Genomic DNA, 24,766 nt, shown 5'->3' on the forward strand with positions numbered 1-24,766 from the left:
TTTATAAACTCCCATCAAATACTTTGATAGTCGAGGTCATCCTCAAGCCCCTTTTCTTCACATTTAGAATAGTAAGAAGTTAATAAAGCGGTCAAAAAGAGGAAGTAAAATGCTAAAGAATATGCGTGCCCCAGATTGTTTTCCGTTAGCCCGGTCAAAAGATAGGTTAAAGATATAATAATAACAGCCTCCCTACCCTTAAATCGCTTAAACAATGCTAACAGCAGCGGATATAATATCATCAGAAAATAAGCTAATACTCCCAATACTCCTTTAGATACCCAATACTGCAGAAGGCTATTATGAGCAGAGTTGTAATTTCCTATTTCAACGGTACTTTCTCTGGTTATACCACTATCAGCTTCAAGCTGAGAAAATAATTTACTACCATATCCAGAATAAGGGTTCTCTTTTATTAGCTTCAATGAATACTTCCACATCTCAAACCTGAAACCTAACGAAGTAGATTTATCTTCAACCGAAGAACTCTCATCCAGATAGACTGAAACACTAGAAAGTGTTTTATGATATCTTTTTATTAATACATCACTCACACCCACACTAAAACACAAAAAAATTACAACCCCAAAAAAAGCAACATTCCACTTCTTTTTAACCAAAGAGTACAAAACAGCTATTAACAATGAAAAAATCAAAATAGCTATGCAACTTCTAGTCCCTGTTGAAAAGACGCCAATCGATCCAAAACAAAAAGAGATAAGAGAAAACCACTGCCAACGGCCTCTAAAAAAGCAAAATCCGTAATAAAGAGAGACTAAAGTGGACGCAAGCATGGCCGCAGCAAAGAAGTTCAACATTCGAGTTCCAATTGAAATACGTGAATTAAAGTCACTTCCCCACCACTCATAAAGACTAACAACACCACCCAACAGAGAACATAAGAAAACGCAAGCCAGCACATGCTCAACTTTGAACTTAGAAAAACCTTTGAGAAAAAAACTTAAAATTATTGATATACCAGAGACTCTAAGCGCATCTAAAAATAAATCAAAATCTCTTTCCTGATCATGAACAAGATAAGTAACAAAGCTACTAATGGGAATCATAAGAAGCACTAAAACCCAAAAAAACCGTTCTTTCCCTGAAAAACATACAGGCCTGAATAAAACACAAACAACCATCAAAACTGAAATAACGTTAAATAACTTTTTAGCATCCCCATAAAAAACCAAAAACAAGCTTAAACCTAACAACAACAATATATACAGTGCTCTCTCAAGGGAAGATACAAAAAAACAAAAACCTGAAGACACCTTCCCTTTAAAATCCATTTAGTATCCCTTTATACTTTAACAATTTTATTCAATTCAGTGACTCGCTTTATTCTCCGATTAAGCATTTCCTCACTCTCAACTTTCAGGTTTAACAGTCGCTTAAGCTTATTTTTAATACTCCTCATCTTCCTTCGGCAATAGATCTCCCGACTGGCCTGAAGGTGCTCAATGATGGGCCGTTTCACCTCATCATAGACACGGTCAAAGATATAGGTAAACGCCGCTGAAAGGCGGTATACTGTCAGTTCCCCCTCAAACTGATGAACCGCAAGCTGTAGCGACTGCTGATCATTCAGGCCGGGATTTTCCTCTCCGGTTTGCATCCATGCCTGCACCAGAGAGATCACCTTTTCGTTGTAAGCAAAATAAATGGTGCCTGATAACAGCTCTTCCTCTCCGGTTTTCTTTTGCAGGTAGTTGACCGCAATATCGCAATCTTTATCTGAAAAATACTGCTCCAGATTTTCATGAACAAACGCATCGACATCCAGATAGAGAACCGGCTCCCGGTATTGTTGTAGTTTTTCAAGAACGATACGGGGCTTCAGGTCGGTAACGCTTTTCCAGTCGGACGGAGGTATTGCCTTAAAGTCATAACGGTGACCAACCCGCTCTAAAGACTTAATTAGCAGTTTAAAGCACTCCTGATAAACCGGATCGGTTGTGTAATAACCGATAATAATCATAGCGATCTCTCTTGTAGCAATTTACTGATTACATCCTTAGCCGACCGGTCTTCGGCTAACACACCGAGATCAAACAGAGCATGTCTATTCTGCTCAGTAACGGTTAAACGGTTCAGCTCCTCTTCTATCGCCCCTTCCTGATACATGCTGACCCAGCGACGGTAGTGATCGCCCATCTTTGTCACGCCGGCATCCAGCAATGCTTTGCGATTTTCAATGTTCTGGATAAATTTTTCTTTCGAGCGAATCGGGTAGTGATACACACTGATATTTTCAGAGATGTGCTTATTCAACCACCCCCAGGCATGCCATGCCCGGTGATTGCCGCCCTTCACCCGTAAAAGTCCACGGGAACGAACCGCAACCTTTCCATGAATCTGTCCCAGCATAATGGAAAGATGAGGCTGATTACACTGTATACCCTTGGGATAGTTTATAGGATATTGCACTTTGCTTGTTTGCAGATAGTAAGGTACTTCCTGATCAAAAGCACTTCGGTCATACAGCATATTGTAGCGGGGACACTCAAGAATTGATCCCGAGGATTTCATCTCTGTTTTCAGGTTGCCATCTTTCGGAATCCAGAACTCATCAGCATCATTGGCAATACTCCAGTCAGCGCCTAACTGCCGTGCTGCTGTTTTGGCCATCTCTGTTTTCCAGTTACTTTGCTGATAGTCCAATAGCGGCCGGTCAATAATGATCATCTCATATTGATCTTTGACTGAGTCCAGCAATTCACGGGTATTATCAGTGGAGCCATTGTCGATAATAACAAAACAGTCGGCACCCAGTTGAGCATGCACTTTAATATTATCAAGAATGATATCGGCCTCATTCTTGATGAGATAATTCATAGCCAGCTTCATCGCTTTTCCTTAGTACGCCTGAGCGTATTAACGCATCTGTATTCCAAGATCACTAAACAGTTGCTCAAACTTTTTATTTTCAGTTCCGTTACGATAAGAGATCGCCTGAATCTCCGGCCTCAGCCATCGGGTCAGTAACAGCGTTGAGGATACATCACCGATCACCATCGCCTCACTTTTCAGCAAGGGCAAAATGGCCTCATAGCTGACAGATGAGGGCAGAAGCTGAACTCCATATTGCTGCAACCCGAGGGCATCTTCGCCGCTATTCCGCGGATGATACTTGACCGCGACCGCGCCCTTCAGCTCAGCAATCAACGTCAGTATTGTTTCTTTATAACCGCTGTTTTTCTCAAACAATGATTCATGGGGAAGGGTTATCAATACATCCAGTGATCCGATCTGAACCTCAGTCACTCCATTTTCCTGAAGCATCATCTGAGACAACTGTTTCAGCGCATCCGATTGAAAACTCTGCGCTGAAAGGCAGTGTACGACTTTGCTTTTCAGGCGCGGGTCAATCAGTTGAGGAAACGCAACATGAATCTCTTTAATCCAGGCTGACTCGCCAACCGTCAGAGGATTTTTCCACCATACGCCGTAAAACAGTTTTTTCAGCAGGTTATCCACAATTACATCACCAATGCCGCTGGATGCCTCTCGTCCGACGTAGGTGAATGTGCCTTCATCCATGTAGTGACCTACAGTCTCCTTGCCCGACAAAGACGCAATATGCATGGCATACTGAAACTCTATACGGCGATCATTCCCGACAAAGATATGATCCGGTTGCAGTCGCTCAATCAGCTGTTTAATGCCATGAAACAACAACCGCCTCTTTTTCAGCTTACTTATTCCACCTTTCAGGCGGCCATAAAACAGGTGTTGTTCCACAAAAGGGGACAGTTCCCATTGCTGTACAAGGTTAAACACCTGGGGAACCCTGCCTTCGGGCTGGTCGATAAACACCAGGATCGCATTCTCATCTTTACGCTCTCCCGCAATTGCAGTTGCAGTGAAAAGATGCAGCAGAGTCGAGACAAAATAAACTGAGCTATGCACTTGTTACTCCCCGGCCTGTAAACACTGAGCTGTCAGCGTTTGCCACACAATCTCAGGCGTCAAATCGGCAAATACCGCGGGCTCTACATCACGCCCGCTCTTAGCCTGTGCTTTCGCTTCCAGACAGATCTGATCTTTACCATAACCGCCGACAAGCCCCGGATCTGTCGGACCAAACAGAATCACATTGGGACGATCCAGCGCAGCGGCCATATGGGATAAGCCGGTATCCACCGATACACAGGCGGCAGCTCCCGCCAGCACCGTGGTTACCTGAGCCAGATTCAATTTCGATAACACGTCAACGTTACGATTCTCCCGGGCAAGCCTTTCTGCACGGGCCTTCTCGTCAGGATTACCCCAGGGCAGTTTAATCTTCCATCCAGCGGCCGTTGCTTTATCAATAAGCTCCTGCCAATAGATTTCCGGCCAGTGTTTATCGAAGCGGGTGGTACTGTGGAGAAACACCAGGTAGTCAGATATCGTGTTCTGATCAGGAATGAAGTGACTGCGAATTGCAAAATCCCCCCGCCCGGCAACCTGATAGCCCAATGCCTGAGCAAACAGCTGACGGGTTCTTTCGACCGCATGCTGCTGTTTATCGACACTGAACCGGCGCTGATAAAAGCGCGCAGCAAGCGACTCTCGCGCTGAATGCTTATCATAGCCACAATGAATACCCCGACTATAACGCGTCACCAGCATGGCGCTTTTCAAAAGCCCCTGAGCATCAATCACCAGATCATAGTCAGTCTCAGACAGGGCCATGCGATAGCGTTTCCACTCTCCGCTGGTGAAGGTTTTCCAGAGATTTTTTCTCCAGCGACGAATCGCTACGGGTATTACTTTATCAACCGCGAAGTGCCAGCCAGGAATCTCAGCGAACCCTTCCTCGACAACCCAGTCAAAGCGAATATCAGGGATTGCGTTCACTGCGTCGGTAAGCGCCGGCAGGGTGTGGATAACATCCCCCATGGATGAGGTTTTCACGATCAGAACTTTCAAGGGGATTCCTGTCTGTCAAAAATAAGGCAATTCAATAAGGTCGCAGTATACCATTTATCATTAACACTTCATCCATAGGGGGGTCTGGCTCGGGCGGTACTGAAGCTACACATATATAATTTTGCGTTTCTCCCGGTTTTCTTAATTTTCTCCGCGTTAATTGTACGGTAGCCGATTCCCTTTTTAACCATTGCTGATTACAATCATTGGCCTGAAAATTTCTCTGAACCACACTGCGTGCAACAGATCAATCAACTTTTTATCTTTTCGAGGTAACCAATGGCAGCTTTTGGAACTGTGTTTATGCCGGAAATGGCAATCTCCTGGTTTGATGGCAATAGCTGGAGCAAACCAGAGGTCGTCAGCAGCGAGAGTATACAGCTGCACCCGGGAGCACATGTATTACACTATTCCAGTACCTGTTTTGAAGGCCTCAAGGCGTTCCGTCATCAGGATGGGTCTATCAATATCTTCAGGATGGATCGTAATATTGAACGCTTCTCCCAAAGCAGCGAGCTGCTGGCTCTGCCAGAGATAGATAAAGCCACAACCGGCAAGATGATTATTGATATTGTCCGCCGTTTTAAAGATGAAGTGCCCGAGCCTCCTGGCTCTATGTATATTCGTCCGACTCATTTTGGAACAGAGCCCGCAATCGGAAAAGCGGCGACACCTTCTGTGACCTCATGCCAGTATGTTCTGCTGTCGCCGGTCGGTGATTATTTTGCCGGTGGCGATACGACTCTGCGCCTGTTGCTGGAAGAGAACGGTGCCCGCTGTGCTGTCCATATGGGGATGATCAAGAGTGGCGGCAACTACGCCAGCGCGCTCCGCCCGATCATGAAAGCCAAACAAGAACTGAATGCTGACCAGGTGCTGTTTTGCCCCGGTGGTGATGTTCAGGAAACCGGTGCGGCTAACTTCCTGCTGATCGATGGCAATGAAGTCATTACCAAGGCACTGGATGAAAGCTTTCTTCACGGCGTTACCCGCGACTCAATCCTGACCATCGCACGGGATCTGGGAATGGATGTTCAGGAGCGTCAGCTCACGGTAGACGAGCTGCTGGAAAGAGCTTCCAAGCCGGGTTGTGAAGCGGCGCTTTCAGGTACCGCAGCTGTGTTGACTCCGGTCGGTACGCTGATTCATAACGGTAAAGAGTACCCTGTCGGTAATGGCGGCATCGGCGCAACAACCCTGAAACTACGTCAGGCGCTGAACGATATTCAGTGGGGTAAAGCAGAAGATAAACACGGCTGGCTCACTCGTATCTGACACCTGCTTTTCAAAAAAAGAAAAAAAGCGCTACGGCGCTTTTTTTGTTGCTCCGGGAATAAATAGTTTACACTTAGCGGATGATATGGATTTCATAACCTGATCACGGATCACCAAAACGCCAATGCAAAGAAGCTATTTCCCCTTCATCACCGCGGGCTGGCTAATACTTACCCTGATTATGGCAGGGATAAGCCTGTATGCCGATTACAGCAGACTGAAAAAAAACATCAGTAACGATGCCCATTTCGTCTACTCATCGATCTACGAAAAAGCCTATATTAATGAAGTACTGCTGCAGAGTTTTACCGTACTGGTCTCATCAACACCGAACGATCAGAAGTCGATACGCAGCTTTGCCAACGAGATGCGCAAGCGTTATCCGCACATAGAAAGGCTACAAATTCAACATCAGCAAAAATCAGAGGGTAGTAATTTTGGCCGAGCGGAAAACTTCCACATAGACCCGACCAAAAATGATTTCAATGACCGTTTCCCGATCACCTTTATTGAGCCTCTAAATCCGGATACCCGCTACCTGCTAAACAAAGACCTGCTGGCAGACCCTGTTTTTACTGAGACCATCCGTTTTGGCCGCAAATACCACCAGCCGGTGACATCTCCTCCTTTTTTGCTGGATAATAACAAAATCGGTTATGCCCTGTTTCTGGCGTTCTTCGAACGCAATACCGCGCCGTCGCCCGATAATCTTTATATCGCATCACTGGTCATTAATACCGAGGGGATGCTGCCAAACACCAGTTTCCTTTCCGAACATACCAGTATCAGCCTGATGGATGAGAATGGTGAAATTCTTGATCAGCACCTGTCAGCGTCAATAACAAAGCTTCCCTTCTGGCTTCCAACGCTTGAAGAGCATCGCACCATAAACCGTTTTGGTCAGGCATTCCAAATAAAGATTGTGCATCAATTCAGCCCCAAAAATATCAACCTGGGGATGCTGCTTATTCTGTTGGCAGCGTCGCTGGCTGTTTATTTTATGCTCACCGCGTACCTGCGACAGAAAGTCAAAGCGGCCGTGGAGCACTCATCAATCTATGAAACTCTGAAAAATGCTCGCCAGCAACTCGAGGTTCGTATTCATACCCGAACCCGGGAACTCCGGGAACAGTTGATAGAAAACCGTCGACTGACCCATCAGGTACTCGCCGTGCAGGAACGGGAACGGCGCAACCTGTCACGGGAACTGCATGATGAACTGGGACAATCACTGACAGCGATCCGAACCGATGCCAAAATTCTCAAGCGAATTCATCCAGAAGAGAATAGCCTGGTCAATCAGACCGCTGAATCAATCGATGCGATCGCCCAGAACATCTATGATGTAACCTACGGGATGATGCGGGCATTACGCCCGTCTGCACTGGACGATCTGGGTCTGGTAGATGCGCTTCAGGAGTGCATCGTCTCCAACCGCTTTACCGAGCACGGCATCTCACTGCATCACGATTATCGCGGCGCACTCAACGAGATGTCCGAAGATTACAACATCACCCTGTTCCGCCTGGCGCAGGAAGCATTTAGCAATATCATCAAGTATGCTCAGGCCCGAAACGTCTGGCTCGATATTCACAGAACCTCAAAGGGTCAGCGCAGAGAGATCAGTGGCGACCGCCTGGAGGTAATGATCAGCGACGATGGCTGCGGTTTTGATATCGAAAGCGACGCCTTCAAAAAAGGTTTTGGCCTGATCGGTATGCGCGAGCGGGTCAGAGCGTTGGGTGGTTTCTTTCAGATCAGTAAAAATCACGACAGAGGCACCCGGATAATCGCAATTATCCCCCTTGGCTCAGGGGCTGCAGCAAACGATCCAGAAACGGCCACACCTGATCAAGAAGAGCCGGCTGCGCCTGTACATTAGGGTGCAAACCATCCGCCTGCATCAGTTCCGGCTGCAACACCACTGAAGCAAGAAAGAACGGCACCATCGGCACGTCCTGCTGTTCAGCCACCCGGGTAAATATCGCGCTGAAGCCATCGCTATAACGTTGACCGTAGTTGGGAGGAAGACGCATCTCCAGAAGCAACACCTGCGCCCCAGCAGCCCGGGCCTGACTGATCAGCCTGTTCAGATTCTTCTCGATGACCGGCAGCGGAGCCCCCCGTAAGCCATCATTGGCACCCAGTTCCAGCACCACAATATCAGGTTTGTACTGATCCAGAACCGCGGGTAAACGCGTAATACCACCATGGGTCGTCTCGCCACTGATACTGGCATTAACCACCTGGTATTTCAGATTGTTCTCATCCAGACGTTGTTCGAGCAGTGCGACCCAGCCCCGATCCTTAGGAATTCCGTAAGCCGCAGAAAGGCTGTCACCCATGACCAACACTGAACTGCTCCATGCTAAGCTAGACAATAGTAACAGACACATTCCAAATAGAGATGACATGACGACTCCCGAACCTAGTTCTGTTTTGATTGCCACCGCGCTGGCGAAAACGTTCCCGGATCAAAACGGTGGACTGGATATCTTTAATAATATTAGCATCCACGCAGAGGCGGGCGAGAGCATTGCCATTATCGGCCCATCCGGTGCCGGAAAATCTACGCTGTTAAGTATTCTGGCAGGATTAGATGAACCAAGTAAAGGCTCCGTTGAACTGCTTGGGCGTCCCCTTTCCGGATTAGATGAACAATCCCGGGCAGAACTTCGGGCCAATCATATCAGTTTTGTTTTTCAGTCTTTTCAGTTGCTGCCGGAGCTAACCGCACTGGACAATGTGCAATTAGCTCTGGAAATCCAGGGCCATCCACATCCTGAGCAACAAGCCGGATACTGGCTTGACCGTGTTGGCCTGAAACAGCGCCATCACCATACACCGGCACGGCTTTCCGGCGGAGAGCAGCAACGGGTGGCAATCGCCCGGGCTTTTGCAACGGAACCCAGTCTGCTGTTTGCCGATGAACCCACCGGCAATCTGGATGAACAGACTGGCACAGAGATCATTGACCAGCTGTTTGAGCTGAATCAGCAACTTAACACCACACTGATTCTGATAACCCATGATGCATCTCTGGCGCAGCGCTGTCAGCGACGACTCTACCTGCATAACGGAAGCTTGCAGGAGCACTAAGATGAAATCATCGCAACTTATCCGCCTGGCCCTGAAACAGAGCCGCTCCGACCTGCGGACCTTCGAGTGGCGGGCGCTGCTGCTTGCCCTGTTACTGGCCACTACCTTGGCGGGCTTCCTCTCTCTGCTGGGTAATCAGCTGGAGAAAGGCCTGAACCGACAAAGTGCCTCCATGCTGGGGGCAGATCTCAGTCTCAGCGACAGCCAGCCGGCCCCGGCTGAGCGCCTTGCCGCAGCGGAGAAGGCAGGCTTGCAATACAGCAACATCATCCAGTTCTCCACCATGGTCAGTACCGATACACAATTACTACTGAGCTCTGTCAGGGCAGTGGAAGCCCCTTACCCGCTGCGCGGAGAGGTCGTTACCGATCCACCCCAGCCTGATCAGATCCCCGCACCGGGAATGGCCTGGGCTGAACAACAGTTGCTACAACGGCTGGGAATCAGCGTCGGCGAAACCATCACGCTGGGTTACTCACAGTTCAAAATCACGGCGGCGGTTATCAGCTCGCCAGACCGGGGCACCGGATTTCGCAGTTTCAGTCCGCAGCTTATGATTAACCGGAAAGATCTGGCCGCCACCCGGGTCATTCAGCCGGGTAGCCGTATAGGTTACCGGACCCTGTTCAGCGGCTCAGAGCAGCAGATCAAAAATTTCCACGCCCAGCTGCGATCCAACCTGACGCCTCAGCAGCGCCTCTGGTCGGTCTATGAAGACCAGCCGCTGGCATCCGGCGCGATGCAAAACGCATCAGGCTTTCTGCGCATGACCTCCCTGTTCGGCATACTCCTGTGCGGACTGCTCATCAGTCTGAGTCTCAGACGCTATAGCAGCGTTCAGTATCGTCGCAGCGCCCTGCTACAGAGTCTGGGCTTGAGACCGCGACAGATACTCCAGCTGTATCTGTTAAAACTGCTGCTCGGCTGGCTGTTTGCTGCGCTGGTCGGGGTTATCGCCGCTCTGCTGTTGCTACAACTAACCGGCTCGTTGCTGCAAACACTGCTACCCGCCGGACTTCCGGCCCCCAATTACCGCTTAACCGCAACCGGTCCGTTGATGAGTCTGGCGTTACTGTTGGTCATAGGTTACTCGCCGCTGCTGCAGATTAGCCGGATTCCGGTGATGGGATTACTGCGGCGTGACCAGCTCAGCCATCAGGCACTGAGCTGGCCAGCCCGACTGATTATCCTGATTCTGTCGGGGGGCATAATCGCCCTCTATCTCGGCTCAGTCAGCAATGCCATTGCCGCCATCCTGCTGAGCGTCGCCACTATTATGCTTGCGGGCCTCTGTGCCAGCCTGCTACTGCCTCCGGCAGGCCGACTGTTAGCACGGCGCTTTCGGCTGGGGCGCCTGCTCACTTATCGCATCCGCCAGCAACGCCAGTGGCACCGGGTGCAACTGGGAATTATGTGCCTGTTGCTGACGCTACTAAGCAGTCTTCTGATCAGCCAGACCGAGCTGGTTAACCGCTGGCGAACGCAGCTGCCGGTTAATACGCCGAATCAGTTTGTGATTAATATCCAGCCCTGGGAACTGCAACCACTGAGTCAGTTTCTCAAAGACTCCGGCATAGAAACCAACCTTTATCCCATGATACGTGGCCGGATTACCCTGATTAATGGTCAGCCACCGGAGCGGGTGCTGGATCAGGCACAGCTGGAAAACAACGCTCTGAAGAGGGAGCTGAATCTCAGTTGGTCGGCCAGCGCCCCGCAACACAATGAGCTGACTGCCGGTTACTGGTGGCCTGACGATGTTCAGGAAAATCTGATCTCAGTTGAGCAGCAACTGGCAGAAAATCTTGGTTTAAAGCTGGGCGATACGCTCAGCTTTGAAGTCGGCGGGCAGCAATTCAGCGCCACTATCCACAACACCCGCAAAGTAGAGTGGCGCTCATTCCGGCCAAACTTCTATATGATTTTCAGCCCCGGAGTGCTGCAAAACTATCCACAGACCTATATCACCAGCTTCCGTTTATCCGATCAACAAACCGGCTTAAGCCGTGAACTGCTGAAGCAGTTTCCGTCGTTAACCCTGATCGATGTCAGCCAGTGGATTGATCAGGCCAGTCAGTTGATAGACCGGCTGATTCAGGCGTCGACCCTGATCCTCGGGTTAACCCTGTGCGCAGGCTTCGTATTAGTGCAGCTTCTGGTCTCACAGGAACTGGAGCAACGGCGGCACGAAAATGCCCTGTTACAGGTGCTGGGCAGCACTGAGGGACAAACCCGACAGCTGGACATCCTTGAATTCGCCTTGCTAGGGCTTGCCAGCGGCGCCATGGCCGCGCTGCTGACAGATGTTGTTACCGGCCTGATCAGCTATCGGTTATTGGATCTGCCGCTGATACTCCACCCCGGGATCTGGCTTATTCTGCCACTGACAGGGATGTTGCTGTTTACCCTTTCGGCGCTGGCCAGCCACCGCCGCAGCGGTTACCGCCAACTGCAGCGCAACTGACAAAGCAGCGGCTCTGTTAAAGGCCAAGGGTCGCGGCAGGAATCGCCTCTGGATCATTCAGCGCCGGCACCGGGAAACAACTGAACAACCGTTCTCCCGGTATTTTTACGGTCAGTTGCTGCTTAATCCGGTCTGAGCGCTGTTGCGCCAGAGCCTCCAGCTGTTGCTTCTCCAGTGCAGCCAGCTCCTCCTGAGTAAAAGGTTTGTCGCGTTTTTTATTGTCGGCCTCCAAGCCGGTCCGGATAAGTACCTGATCCTGCTGCACTGCCTGGCCGCAGATGTTCAGACGCATGCCTTTACGTTCAGCCATCATTGATTCAATTTTATTCAGATACCCCAATGCATAGTCATCCAGATCAGCATTGCCAGGAGCAAAGACAACCGGATCCAGGGAGATAAAACTACCATCCTTCGCCGCACTCGCCGCCAGGCTGATCAGCGTGCCGTAAGGCTGTAGAGATTTCAGCAGTATACTGAACGCCGCCTGTTTAAGTCCTTTACCGGCGAGCAAGGTAACAACACTCTGCAAACCAAAATCCGGGTCTTCCAGTGAACCACTGATGGGCACATCCAGATCGATATTGTCATCACTGTCCTGCAAGACAGAAATCGCCGTACCTAACGGCATCGACAGCTGCTTGCTGAATTTTGCCATCTGCTCCTGATCTGCCGGTTCCACCTCTAAACGGTGGATCTTAATCTCATTTTTACCATTGATCTTGCCACCCTTTAACTTACCCGAGCTGCTCAGTTGTAGCTGACCATTTTGCAGGTAATAGCCGGTATATTCGATACTATAGGGGCTCAGACGGGGCAGCTCCAGCTGCTTCAAATTGCCTTTCCAGCTGGCGTTGTCACCCCCACCGGCGAGATCGGTATCACCGCTCAGCTCAAGCGTGGTAAAGCCATTGAGTTTCAGTCCCAGATCAAATACAGCCAGATCCTGGCTGCCGCTATCCAGCCCCTGCAACAACGCTTTATCAATCAGGATCTCTGAATTAAACGGGGGAGAGGTTGAGTTATCTGTAAACATGATTTTGCTGTCACCGGTGACCACCAGCTCCTTCACCTGCACCCGCAGTGGCGGCTCACCATCCGCCGCAGAACTATTATTCGCAGTCTCTCCGCTGCCCTCCGGAGGAGCCATACTGTTAATGCCCTTCTGCAGCCGCGATACACTAACAGGCTGCTTATCGGCCGTGAGCTGCTCCCTGAGTTGAAGATTCTGCAGTTCTACTCTGTTGATAACGACCGCTTTGCCCAGAGCAAAAGCCACATCACCGATATTCAGATTCAGCTTAGCCAGGGTGGCATCACCCTGCGGTGACAGCTCCAATGCCGTCGCGTTGAGCCCGCCCAGACTTAGTTTTTCCGGCAGCGCCAGGTCGATATTACTCAGCTGCGCCTGAGACAGCGTTACCAAAGTCTGATCCTCCTGCAGCGCCTTCACCACGACTCCGCCCAACGCCAGCTGTCCGTTCTCGCCACTGATGGCAACCGGTTGATTCTGCAGAGCCAGCGCCAGGCCGCCCTGCCAGTCAGCAGTATCAACCCGGGCCTGAAGCCGCTCAGCCATCTGATACACTAACTCACTGGTTTTCAGTCTGCCTTTGACATCAACCCGGTCAACGCCAGTCGCATTAAAATTCAGCCCGGTATTCCCCTGCCAACTACCCTCGTTCAGCTGCACCAGCGTTTCCTCACTGACAAGATCCAGTGCCGACAGACTCAACTGACCGGCCACATCGACGCTATGAATGCCGGCATCAGCGAATGCCAGATCAGTACGCCCATGCCAGTGCCCCGTATTCAGAGCCACTTTCAGTGCATCCGCCGTGAGTCCCAGTGCCGCCATATTCAGCTCACCCTCAACCGTCACGGACTCAGGCTTACCGGCACTCATTTTGAACTCAGTTTTGCCATCCCAGGTCAGCAGACGCTGACTCAGACCGAAGCCAGTCTGTTGCCAGTTGAAATCATCGAGCTGAACAGAGCCACTCTGGGTGATACTGATCTCATCGCCGGCAACAATGGTCAACATCAGGTCAGTCGATACTGTCGCCTGCAACTCCGGCACAAATGGGGCCGTAAACGAGTGGAGCGGTAACTTATCAAGTTTAAGGTGCAACTCCGAACGCTTGGTGTCCGGTAACGGTTGCCCCTGAGTACTCAGACTAAACCCGGCACCATTAATTGCGCCCTGCAGAGCAAGGTTAGTAATCGCTTCCTTCTGCCAGGTGTAAAAAGTATTCAGCTCGCCCTGATCGATCCGCAACTGATGATTCCCCTCCTTCAGTTGCGACTGCCAGCTAAAATCGGTAATACGGAAGTGCGCCAGACCAAACTGCCATGCGGAAGGTTCGGCGGGAGCCTCTTCAGGCGGCTCAGCAGTACCACCCGACAATGCAACCGGGCCAAGATAAAACTGCCGGGGTTCGGAATCAGCCTGTTCATGCACATACAGGGCAACCCCCTCCAGTGTCAGGTCACTGATCAGAATATGCTGTTCCGCCAGTGCCCCATAGTCCAGATCCAGCTGAAGTTTGTCGAGGCGCAATTCAGGCTGATCCGGGGTAACCACCGACACGCCCTGCAGGGTTATCCGGCCGGTAAACCAGTTGATTGATAATGAATGGATTCCTGCCCGGCTCGCCCCCTGATCAAGCAACCACTGAACAGCATAATCCCGCCCCAACTGGACCGCTGTGTGTAACCCTAACAAAACGACCAGTAGGGTAATAACACTGCCACGCACAATCCTTTTCACACTCATATACCAATCCGCTGCTCTTCTGATGCGATTCTTTAGATATTAGCAGGTTGTCTCAGGGTCGGGAAAAAGATCTGATCTGACGAACTCTGATATCGACTAAGATGCATGCTCCTTGATTAAACGCATACGTGTGTCATACGGATTAAGACCAATTATAGCTACCCGGAAAAGCGTGTTACTGGTAGAATCGCCCCCCGAACCGTTCATAAAAGATGCCCTAAGGCACGTCGCAGTACGGTTCACAACAGTTCTATCAATGACTACGGGTGAATAATCATGGCAAACCATGACGAAAACTTCCGTGACAGCTCAGGTCCGATCTGGCTCCTGATCAACGCTGGCGCTTTGGCATGGATCTGCATGCCTGCCATTATTGGCTGGAGCCATGTAGTACAAGCGATGTAATAACAAGCTTGTAGTACCGTTGAAGCCGTTACGGTTAAACATAAAAAAGGCCTTCATAATGAAGGCCTTTTTTATTGGCTGATTGATACCGGGTAAGGGTTACCGGGTAAGGGTTTGCACCCCATCAGGAGTTGCCATCAGCACCACGTTGGCTCCCCGCCGGGCAAACAGCCCGTTAGTCACGACGCCGACAATGTTATTGATGTCGGTTTCCAGCGCTTCCGGTTGTTCAATCTCTAAACCGTGCAGATCGAGAATGATATTACCGTTATCCGTGACAAACCCTTCCCGGTAAACCGGCATACAGTCCAGCTGCACCAGCCTGCGGGCAACCTGTGAGCGGGCCATCGGTATCACCTCGACCGGGAGTGGAAATTCACCCAGCAGATCAACTTTCTTCGTTTCATCAACAATACAGACAAATTCTTTGGCAACGTCTGCGACGATCTTTTCACGGGTCAGTGCGCCACCACCGCCTTTGATCAGATTCAGTCGGCTATCAAACTCATCCGCACCATCGACATAGACCTCCATCTGATCAACAGAGTTCATATCATACACTTCGATACCATGCCCTCTGAGACGTTCGGCAGTTGCCTCTGAACTGGCGACCGCCGCTTCAAACAGATGCTTAATCTTTGCCAGCTCATCAATAAAAAAATTTGCCGTGGAACCGGTGCCTACACCAACAATAGAATCGCGGCTCAGCTTCGGCTGGATATAGGTAACTGCAGCCTGTGCGACTGCCAGTTTCATCTCATCCTGTGTCATATTATGGGAAACCCCGTATAAATGTCGTTAACTGGCGAGATTATACGCTGATTGATCGATATCTTATAGACGAAAACCATCTCAGCGATTACCATTTAACGCTTTATTCACACTGCCTCCTACGCCGGATCGCAGCAACACATTGAAAGCACCCGATGGCTCACCGATATATAAAGAAAATTCTCGATGCCCGCGTCTATGACGCCGCCATCGAAACCCCACTCGACGAAGCAACCAACCTCAGCAGCCGACTGGGCAACCGGGTATTGCTGAAACGGGAAGACCTGCAGCCGGTATTCTCTTTCAAGCTCCGCGGCGCCTATAACAAGATGGCGCAGCTGACCGAAGAGGAACGTAAGCGAGGCGTTATTGCGGCATCTGCAGGCAACCATGCGCAGGGACTGGCGATGTCGGCCAAAATCCTGGGCGTTAAAGCCACCATTGTGATGCCCAAAACCACGCCGGATATTAAGGTCAACAGTGTCCGTGCGCGGGGCGGTAAGGTTGTTTTACACGGCGAAACATTTGATGAAGCGTCAAAACACTCATTCAAACTGGTTGAAGAACAGGGCTTAACCTACGTCCACCCCTACGATGATATCGATGTTATCGCCGGTCAGGGCACCATTGCGATGGAGCTGCTGCGTCAGGAAAGCGGCCCGATCGACGCGGTATTCGTTCCGGTCGGTGGTGGAGGCCTGATCTCCGGCATCGCCGTGTATATCAAATACCTGCGGCCTGAGACAAAAGTCATCGGGGTTGAATCGGAAGATTCCGCCTGCCTCAAGGCGGCACTGGAAGCCGGCGAACGGGTTATTCTGCCTCAGGTCGGTATCTTTGCCGACGGCGTCGCTGTAGCCCAGATCGGTGAAAACACGTTCGAACTCTGTCAGCAGTTTGTTGATGAAGTGATTACCGTCAACACCGATGAAATCTGTGCTGCCATCAAGGACATCTTCGAAGATACCCGTTCAATTACCGAACCGGCCGGAGCCCTTGCCGTTGCGGGTCTGAAGAAATATGTCGCCCGGGAATCAGCAAAAGATAAGACGCTCATCGCTATCGACAGTGGCGCCAATGTTAACTTTGATCGTCTGCGCCATATTGCTGAACGCTCAGAACTGGGTGAAAACCGCGAAGCGATTATCGCCGTTAAAATTCCCGAAAGACCGGGTAGTTTTAAAGAGTTTTGTAACGCCCTTGGAAAACGCAACATCACCGAGTTTAACTACCGCTATGCCGATGATGACGATGCTCAAATCTTCGTTGGTGTGCAGTTACAGGCTGGCACCGATGCCCGTACAGAACTGCTTTCTGAGCTGAAATCCGAAGCCTATAAAGTTATTGATCTGTCAGATAACGAGATGGCGAAGCTTCATGTGCGCTATATGGTGGGTGGTCATGCTCCCGATTCAGTGACCAATGAGATTCTCTACCGCTTCGAATTTCCTGAACGTCCCGGCGCATTGATGAACTTCCTGAAAAAGCTGGGTGGCCGCTGGAATATCTCTATGTTCCACTATCGCAACCATGGTGCGGCCTACGGCCGGGTGCTGGTAGGGCTGCAGGTGCCGGAAGATGAGCGTCACCAAGTGACTGAGTTTCTCGAAGATATCGGTTACAACTACTGGGAAGAAACCGATAACCCGGCCTATAAACTGTTTCTGGGCTAGTCAGAAAGCCACAAAAAAACGCACCTTAGGGTGCGTTTTTTATAGCGGCTAGCCTGCCAATTGAATTACGGCACTTCTGGCGAATGGCTGAACTTATCGGTAAAAAACGCCTGCAGCACAAACAGTAAAATCGATATCGTACCCCAGCTCAGCCCCACCACAACGCCGAAATCAATAATACCCCGCCAGGGCTGCTGTAACATATGCACCAGCTGTACCAGCACGATGATACCCAGCAACAAGCAGTAGGTAACGATCATCCGCTGCCGTCTTATATGAAAAAAGCCCATGCAAAAAAGCGGTGCCAGAATCAGGCGCAGTGGCGTTACATTGTCCCGCAAATAGAGCAACCGGGCCGCCACCCTGGGTGAATACCCCCGCTGAAAGCCTCTATAACCCTCAGCAAAACCCATAAATAGCACACTGGAAACCAGTGCCGCCCAGTGATACCAGTTCAGCGAATAAGTAAACGTATCCAGCCCTATAGTACCGATACGTACAATGGCATTACCAAAGATAAAGGTAATGCCGATAACCCCCCAAACAACCGCAATATAACCCAACACCATTAATCCATCGCTGATTGATAAACTGGGCGGCAATTATAATGGATTTGAGATTTTCTGACGACATAAAAAAAGGCCGCACATTTAAGACAATGTGCGGCCCAGAACAGCTATCAATCCAGATTGGGTGGATTAATCGCCGGTGACAGACTAATACCCATTTAGCTGATCAATATATTCCGGCAGGAACAGCGAGATCTGCGGCACATACGTGATCAGCATCAGGAACAGCAACAGCAGGCTGAGCCATGGCAGACATGCCTTGATAACCCAGATCATATTCTTCCCGGTGATACCTGCGGTCACAAAGAGATTGAGCCCTACCGGCGGTGTCAGCATCCCGATCTCCATGTTCACGACCATGATGATACCCAGGTGAATCGGATCAATACCCAGCTGCGTCGCAATCGGGAACAGAATCGGCGCCATAATCAGCAGAATCGCCGAAGGCTCCATAAAGTTACCGGCAATCAGCAGGAGAATATTCACCACGATCAGGAAACCCCAGGCAGGCAGGCCCCAGTGAATGATGGTTTCAGCTATCTGATGAGGGATACGTTCAGTCGTCAGTACGTGCGCAAACAGCATTGCGTTAGCGATGATAAACAGCAGCATCAGGGACACTTTAGAGGCGTCCAGAATAACCTTACGCACCTCCGGATGACGAATCGATTTTGGTATCGCCCAAAGCATCTGCAACAGGTTGCGCGCTGTGGCTGAAGCTATCGCCTCGCCCTCATTGCGCCATGCGATCCCTTTCATCGGACCAATATCCCGATACCCCAGCACCGACACCATATAAGCATACACAGCCGCCACTGCCGCCGCTTCAGTCGGACTGGCAATACCGCCATAAATAGAGCCGAGAACGATGATGATCAGCATCAGACCACCCAGGGCGATCATTAACGATTTACCCAGCTTGGCCACACCCGGGAACGGCTCCGCCGGAAGCTTCATAATCCGGGCGGCGATATAGATGGCAATCATCAGAATACCACCCATCATCAGACCGGGGATAAAGCCGGCCATAAACATCCGCGAAGCAGATACTTCGGTCGCTGCGGCATACACCAGCATGACGATTGATGGCGGAATCAGAATCCCCAGGGTACCGGCATTGGCGATAACACCTGCGGCAAAAGATTCCGGATAACCTGAACGCACCATACCCGCGATCACGATGGTGCCAATCGCAGCCACCGTAGCCGGAGAGGAACCGGACACTGCAGCAAACAGCATACAGGCCATCACCGATGCCATCGCCAGGCCACCGCGAATATGGCCGACACTGTCGACGGCAAAATTAATCAGTCGCTTCGCCACCCCACCGGTAGAGAGGAATGCCGAGGACAGAATAAAAAACGGAATCGCCAGAAGCGTGTAATGTTCTGAGGTTGCTTCAAACAGCTTCAGAGAGATTGACGCCAGCGAGTCGTTGGAGAACATCAGAATCGTTGCCACACTGGACAGGCCCAGCGCGATAGCGATCGGCATGCCCATAAACATACAGGCAAACAGGATAATAAATAGTGCAGCTGTGGTCATGACCGCCCCTCCTTATTGTTTGCATCGGTATCCGCATTGCCAGTCTTGTCCTTTGACTCAAGCTCCTGAAGCTCTTTGGCAAGTTCCATACTCTCTTCAGCTTCATCGCTGAAGTGAAAGCCATCGGCCTCTTTGGTTATCACTTTCCAGCCAAGCTGAAGAAAACGCATAATCAGCATGGCAAAACCGATCACCAGGATACTCATTGCCAGCCACTTCGGCACCGGCATATCTTCCAGCTCAATCCCGATCATCTTCATCTTGCTCAGATAGATCCAGGAACCGTACAGAAACAGCCCGCAATAGATCAGACACAGGACGATCGCCAGAAGCGTGAAAAAACGGTGCGCTTTGGTTGGTAGCAGTTTTACAAATACATCAACACCGATGTGAGCGCCCACTTTGACACCGTATGACGCCCCATAAAGGACGAACCAGGCAGCCAGCAATAGGGTCAGTTCCTGAGCCCAGTGGATACCGGAGTTAAATCCGAAGCGCATTACCACCTCGGCAAATACCAGCAGCGTCATCGCTACCAGCAGCAGGGAGAGGAATGCCTCTTCCAGTTGTGTGATCAGATTACGAACCATAACGGCCCCCTTGGAACAACAGAGTAACGTTCAGCGAACAGGACTACTCTGTAAATCTTATTACTGTGCCTGCATCACAGGACAGCCTTGCAGCAAACCAGCAAGACCCGCCGAGCCGACGTGACTCTCCTGTGTAGCCTCACAAGTCGTTTAGAGGATTGAGGGGGCTGCAGCGGGGCCTATACCTCCCGCCGCAGCAGAGTACCGGTGTTCCCGTACAGGAACGCCAGTGAGCAGATTACTGGTTAGAGGCTGCAGCCGCCTTGACCAGATCGGCACCGATCTCATCAGAGAACTGATCCCAAACAGGTTTCATTGCGGCAACCCATAAAGCACGGTCTTCAGCAGAGATTTCGATTACTTCTGAACGCTTAGAATCGATGATCGCCTGCTTATCACTTTTGGCTTTTTCAGCAGCGATGTTATTACCGTATGCGATCGCTTCATCAAGCGCGGCTTTTACTTCAGAGCGCAGATCAGCGTCCAGGTCATTCCAGAACTCAGCGGAGGTGACCACCATATAGTCAAGAACCCCGTGGTTAGACTCTGTGATGTATGGCTGCACTTCGTAGAACTTCTTAGAAAAGATGTTGGACCAGGTATTTTCCTGACCATCAATTGCTTTAGTTTGCAGCAGAGTAAACACCTCTGAGAATGGCTTCTTCAAAGGCACCGCATCCACCGCTTCAAACTGCGCCTGAAGCACATCAGAAGTCATAATACGGAATTTTTTACCACTCGCATCAGCAGGCACTTTCAACGGATCGCTGGCAGACAACTGTTTCATACCATTGTGCAGATAACCCAGTCCCACCAGCCCTTTAGACTCCAGAGAGGTCAGCATTTTCTGACCATCAGCACTCCCCTGGAAGCGCTCAACTGCGGCCATATCCTTGAACAGGAATGGCAAATCAAACAGCTGCAGTGTTTTAGTATATTTCTGGAACTTTGACAGCGATGGCGCAGCCATCTGCACATCTCCCAGCAGCATCGCTTCCAGCACTTTGTTATCACCAAAAAGCTGTGAGCTAGGAAACACCTTAACTTCAACCTTGCCCGCCAGGCGCTCAGCTACCAGTTCAGCAAACTTGTTTGCCATCTGGCCTTTCGGGGTGTTTTCCGCCACCACGTGTGAGAATTTGATTTCAATCGGGGCAGCCATTGCAGAGGTTGCACCAAGAGTCAGAGCCATTGCCGTAACGGCAGCAGAAAATAAACGCATATTGCTTCTCCAGTTTTGTAATTATTCAGGCGCTTTTTCGGGTCTAACAGCAGAACCCACGCTCAGTTATTCACTCAACACTACAGCTGCAAAGTGCAGGCCAATTGCATTTTTTCATGAGAAAGTTTTTTTATTTTATTAAAAAACAAATAGTTAAAATTCTTAACCTTAATTGTGTTTAGACAGGCTGATTTCTTAAACGGGTGGGAAACCACCCAAAACCATGGTCGAACATGGGTGAATTCCCATCCAATCAGCATCAAATCCATTTCAGATCAAAAATCAAGGCCCCAGCCCCGACTGCCACAGATTTATACTCAAAATGCTGACATAGGCAGTCGCACCAGCTGTTACAGTTAGGGTATATTAAGGACAAATCTAGAGCCGAAAATCATCCGGATAACAAAACATGGCGATCCAAACGAAAGTTAACCTAAGTCTGGCATTTGTTTTTTTAATTGTTCTTATCACATCGGTTTCAGTCATCTATCGAAGTGAAACTAACCTGTCTTCTGATATTGCACTGAAAAACACCCAGAATACTGCCGAAGCCTACTTCGACAGCATCAACATCATGATGCTGAGCGGCGCAATGGCAAACCGGCAGACACTGCAATCAAAGATCCTCGCCAATCCGGAGCTGACCGAAGCCCGGATTATTCGTGGTGAACCGGTTGCAGCCATGTATGGCGAAGGGACTCCGGATTCCAATATTCAGGATGATCTGGATAGACGGGCGATGAACGGTGAAACGATTGCCGTCGAACTGGATGATGAGAAGGGTCACCGTATGACCGTTGTGCGTCCAATGCTTGCCAGCTCTAATTATAAAGGCACCAACTGCCTGACCTGCCACATTGTCGAAGAGGGGGCAATTCTCGGTGCAGTGCGGGTAACCTACTCCTTCGAAAAAATTGATCAACATATCTTTACCAACATCCGTAATATAGCGCTGGTTGAACTGGGTATGTTTATTGCGGCGCTATTTATTGTGGGCTGGATGATTCACCGCATCGTGCTGAAACCGATCAATAAAATGAATCAGACCATCCGCGATATTGAGCAGAATGCCGATCTGACTCAGCAACTTAAGATTGAGTCCAATGACGAGATCGGACAGATGTCTGCTTCATTCAACAGCATGCTGAGAACCTTCCACGACAGCATATCGCACGTCGTGCAATCCATCGCAATGCTGGGGCAGTGTAGCCAGCAGATCAAAGATGTGACTGAAATGGCTAACATTGGCACGGCGAAACAGATCAGTCGGGCAGAAGCCGTTACCAATGCGATGATCGCGATGGATGGCGCCACCCAGAACGTTTCTGCCACCGCCGATGTCACCATTAAAGCATCTGATAAAGCGCTGCAGGAAACCCGTAACGGTGTGGATATCACCACCGGCACCGTGAAAAAGATTGAAGCGCTGCAGCAGCAGATTAAACACGCCACTGACGTGATTGTTCAGCTGGAACAGCAAAGCTATAACATTGATGCGGTACTCAGCGTGATTCAGGATATTGCCGAACAAACCAACCTGCTGGCACTTAACGCCGCCATTGAGGCCGCCCGTGCCGGTGAGCAGGGACGTGGTTTTGCGGTGGTTGCCGATGAAGTACGTACGCTCTCTCAACGCACTCAGAATGCGACCGTTGAGATCAACGGTATTATTGGCTCACTGCAGCAAAACGCAAAAGGGGCGGCCCAGGTTATGGGGCAGGCAAGCGCTGCAACCGAATCAAACGTGAAGGAGATACAGGAAACCTCCGCGGTGCTCTTTAACATCCAGAAAGAGATGGAAGCGATTACGGAAACCAATCACAGCATCTCCGAGTCGGTGAAACAGAGCGGCGCAGCGACACTGGAGATCGAAGGCGCGGTCAATGAGATCAATGAAGGCAGTGACCACGCCAAAGACCGGGTGGTTCGTTTATCCGCCATCTCAGGACAGATCAACAGCCTGGCTGATGAACTGGAAAAACGCGCCCGTCAGTTCAAACTCTGATCTGACCCAACCTTTTTAACCCCGCTAAACGGCGACCATCAGGTCGCCGTTTGTTTACCCGCTGGCGGCGAAAAACGCCTACTTGAAATCTTTCTTATCCAAACCGTATTTCTTCATTTTATCATACAGCGTCTTACGGGGCAGACCCAGCTTCTCCTGTGTCAGTTTCAGCGAGCCACTGTTGCGGGACAACTCCTCCTCCAGCACCAGCTTTTCAAACTGCTCGACCTGGTCAGGCAGGGTCATATGTGTCGAGGATACCGGTTCTCCCGCCCCCCCGACTTCGAAGTGATAAGCAGGCCCCAGCAGTACATAACGTTCGGCGACATTGCGCAGCTCTCTGACGTTACCGGGCCAGTGGTGCGCCACCAGTGCCCTGATATTCTCCGCACTCAACTGCGGCACCTCCTTCTGATACTGCGCCGAAGCGATCAGCGCAAAGTGCTGAAACAGCATCGGAATATCTTCCCGCCGCTCTCTGAGGGGAGGAATCTCCAGACTGACAACATTGAGGCGATAATACAGATCTTCGCGGTAGTCCCCCCGCTCACTCAGATCCTTGAGGTCCACCTTGGTGGCAGCAACCACCCGTATATCCAGTGGTATCAGTTCGTTAGAACCCAGTCGCTCAATTTTCCGTTCTTCCAGAACCCGCAGTAACTTGACCTGCAGGGAGAGCGGCATACTTTCAATTTCATCAAGAAACAGAGTGCCGCCATCAGCATGTTCAAACTTGCCGATCCGGCGACTCTTGGCATCGGTAAAAGCCCCCTTCTCGTGACCAAACAGCTCACTCTCGATCAGATGTTCCGGCACGGCACCACAGTTGATGGCCACGAAGTTTTTATCCCTGCGATTGCTGTGTTCATGGATATATCGCGCCACCAGGTCCTTGCCCGAGCCGGTTTCAGCCTGAATCAGAATATCGGCCGGGGTATCAGCAATTTGCTGAATCATCGCTCTCAACTGCTGGATACGGGGTGAGTTACCGATAATCCTCGGACCGATCCCGCCCTGTGCTTCAAGCGCTTTACGCAGCGCCCGGTTCTCCAGCGTCAGGCGACGTTTTTCTGCAGCTCGGCGAACAACATCATTGAGCAGATCAGAGGAGAAGGGTTTCTCGATAAAATCATAAGCGCCATCACGCATGGCACTCACGGCCATGGATATATCCCCGTGTCCGGTGATCAGAATAACCGGCAGATCATTATCGATCGTCATAATCCGCTGCATCAGCTCAAGCCCATCGATACCCGGCATATTGATATCACTGACAACTACTCCGGGCCAATCCTGATCAAGCAGTGTCAGCGCTTTTTCAGCACTTTCTGCGCAGACCACCTCATAGCCTGCCAGCTCCAGAGTCTGTGCCGCCGCCAGGCGGATATGCTTTTCATCATCGACCAGCAGAATCTGGTGCGGTTGGAGCTGTTCAGCCGAGGCTTCAAGATTCATCAG

General features: G+C 50.4%; 19 protein-coding genes. 6 read left to right on the forward strand and 13 right to left on the reverse strand.

Going from position 1 to position 24,766, the window contains the following annotated elements:
• Positions 1-14 precede the first annotated feature (14 nt).
• The 5 genes from KDX31_20725 to rfaC are packed head-to-tail and all read right to left on the reverse strand — an operon-like array spanning position 15 to position 4,917.
• The gene (locus tag KDX31_20725; protein ID UTW05545.1) at positions 15-1,292 is read right to left on the reverse strand and encodes an O-antigen ligase family protein; all 1,278 of its coding nucleotides are present in this window, start codon (positions 1,290-1,292) and stop codon (positions 15-17) included.
• An 11-nt stretch (positions 1,293-1,303) separates the two neighbouring features.
• A complete protein-coding gene (locus tag KDX31_20730; protein UTW05546.1) occupies positions 1,304-1,981 on the reverse strand; it encodes a hypothetical protein in 678 nt (225 codons plus the stop codon).
• Complete coding sequence (locus KDX31_20735; GenBank protein UTW05547.1) at positions 1,978-2,838, reverse strand: glycosyltransferase family 2 protein; 861 nt, start codon at positions 2,836-2,838, stop codon at positions 1,978-1,980. The genes KDX31_20730 and KDX31_20735 overlap by 4 nt, the downstream gene beginning before the upstream one ends.
• Positions 2,839-2,877: 39 nt before the next feature.
• Entirely contained in the window at positions 2,878-3,912 is a 1,035-nt protein-coding gene (locus KDX31_20740; GenBank protein UTW05548.1) for a hypothetical protein, read from the reverse strand.
• Between the two features lie 3 nt (positions 3,913-3,915).
• Positions 3,916-4,917 carry a lipopolysaccharide heptosyltransferase RfaC gene (gene rfaC, locus KDX31_20745; GenBank protein ID UTW05549.1) on the reverse strand — a complete coding sequence of 334 codons (1,002 nt, stop codon included), beginning with the start codon at positions 4,915-4,917 and terminating at the stop codon, positions 3,916-3,918.
• Between the two features lie 279 nt (positions 4,918-5,196).
• On the opposite strand from rfaC, the gene KDX31_20750 reads away from it, so the two are divergent.
• Together KDX31_20750 and KDX31_20755 are read left to right on the forward strand one after the other, a co-directional pair.
• Positions 5,197-6,192 (forward strand): branched-chain amino acid aminotransferase, encoded by a 996-nt coding sequence (locus tag KDX31_20750; GenBank protein ID UTW05550.1) that lies wholly within the window; start codon positions 5,197-5,199, stop codon positions 6,190-6,192.
• Positions 6,193-6,316: 124 nt separating this feature from the next.
• Positions 6,317-8,074, forward strand: a complete 1,758-nt coding sequence (locus KDX31_20755) for a CHASE domain-containing protein (protein ID UTW05551.1) — start codon at positions 6,317-6,319, stop codon at positions 8,072-8,074.
• Here the strand turns inward: KDX31_20755 and KDX31_20760 are convergent.
• Complete coding sequence (locus tag KDX31_20760) at positions 7,989-8,606, reverse strand: arylesterase (protein UTW05552.1); 618 nt, start codon at positions 8,604-8,606, stop codon at positions 7,989-7,991. The genes KDX31_20755 and KDX31_20760 overlap by 86 nt on opposite strands.
• Between KDX31_20760 and KDX31_20765 the strand changes: the two genes are divergently transcribed.
• Both KDX31_20765 and KDX31_20770 read left to right on the forward strand, forming a co-directional pair.
• Positions 8,605-9,291, forward strand: coding sequence for an ATP-binding cassette domain-containing protein (locus KDX31_20765; protein UTW05553.1), 687 nt, complete (start codon positions 8,605-8,607; stop codon positions 9,289-9,291). The two genes, KDX31_20760 and KDX31_20765, sit on opposite strands and share 2 nt — an antisense overlap.
• 1 nt (position 9,292) lies before the next feature.
• Positions 9,293-11,755 carry a hypothetical protein gene (locus KDX31_20770; protein UTW05554.1) on the forward strand — a complete coding sequence of 821 codons (2,463 nt, stop codon included), beginning with the start codon at positions 9,293-9,295 and terminating at the stop codon, positions 11,753-11,755.
• A 16-nt stretch (positions 11,756-11,771) separates the two neighbouring features.
• On the opposite strand, the gene KDX31_20775 is transcribed toward KDX31_20770, so the two are convergent.
• Together KDX31_20775 and rpiA are read right to left on the reverse strand one after the other, a co-directional pair.
• On the reverse strand, positions 11,772-14,528 hold the full coding sequence (locus KDX31_20775; GenBank protein ID UTW05555.1) for a DUF748 domain-containing protein: 2,757 nt from the start codon (positions 14,526-14,528) through the stop codon (positions 11,772-11,774).
• A 504-nt stretch (positions 14,529-15,032) separates the two neighbouring features.
• Positions 15,033-15,704 (reverse strand): ribose-5-phosphate isomerase RpiA, encoded by a 672-nt coding sequence (rpiA, locus tag KDX31_20780; GenBank protein UTW05556.1) that lies wholly within the window; start codon positions 15,702-15,704, stop codon positions 15,033-15,035.
• Between the two features lie 155 nt (positions 15,705-15,859).
• On the opposite strand from rpiA, the gene ilvA reads away from it, so the two are divergent.
• Entirely contained in the window at positions 15,860-17,377 is a 1,518-nt protein-coding gene (ilvA, locus tag KDX31_20785; protein UTW05557.1) for a threonine ammonia-lyase, biosynthetic, read from the forward strand.
• A gap of 65 nt (positions 17,378-17,442) precedes the next feature.
• On the opposite strand, the gene KDX31_20790 is transcribed toward ilvA, so the two are convergent.
• From KDX31_20790 to KDX31_20805, 4 genes are all read right to left on the reverse strand, one after another.
• Positions 17,443-17,946: a hypothetical protein gene (locus KDX31_20790; GenBank protein ID UTW05558.1), complete on the reverse strand. Its 504-nt coding sequence runs from the start codon at positions 17,944-17,946 to the stop codon at positions 17,443-17,445.
• Between the two features lie 147 nt (positions 17,947-18,093).
• Positions 18,094-19,491, reverse strand: coding sequence for a TRAP transporter large permease subunit (locus tag KDX31_20795; protein ID UTW05559.1), 1,398 nt, complete (start codon positions 19,489-19,491; stop codon positions 18,094-18,096).
• The gene (locus tag KDX31_20800; GenBank protein ID UTW05560.1) at positions 19,488-20,081 is read right to left on the reverse strand and encodes a TRAP transporter small permease; all 594 of its coding nucleotides are present in this window, start codon (positions 20,079-20,081) and stop codon (positions 19,488-19,490) included. The genes KDX31_20795 and KDX31_20800 overlap by 4 nt, the downstream gene beginning before the upstream one ends.
• Before the next feature lie 238 nt (positions 20,082-20,319).
• Positions 20,320-21,303, reverse strand: coding sequence for a TRAP transporter substrate-binding protein (locus KDX31_20805; protein ID UTW05561.1), 984 nt, complete (start codon positions 21,301-21,303; stop codon positions 20,320-20,322).
• Between the two features lie 409 nt (positions 21,304-21,712).
• On the opposite strand from KDX31_20805, the gene KDX31_20810 reads away from it, so the two are divergent.
• A complete protein-coding gene (locus tag KDX31_20810; GenBank protein ID UTW05562.1) occupies positions 21,713-23,308 on the forward strand; it encodes a HAMP domain-containing protein in 1,596 nt (531 codons plus the stop codon).
• Between the two features lie 78 nt (positions 23,309-23,386).
• Here KDX31_20810 and KDX31_20815 read toward each other — a convergent pair whose 3' ends face one another.
• Positions 23,387-24,763, reverse strand: a complete 1,377-nt coding sequence (locus KDX31_20815) for a sigma-54-dependent Fis family transcriptional regulator (GenBank protein ID UTW05563.1) — start codon at positions 24,761-24,763, stop codon at positions 23,387-23,389.
• Between the last annotated feature and the right edge of the window lie 3 nt (positions 24,764-24,766).

The organism is Amphritea atlantica (assembly GCA_024397875.1).
In the GTDB taxonomy this organism is placed as follows: domain Bacteria; phylum Pseudomonadota; class Gammaproteobacteria; order Pseudomonadales; family Balneatricaceae; genus Amphritea; species Amphritea atlantica_B.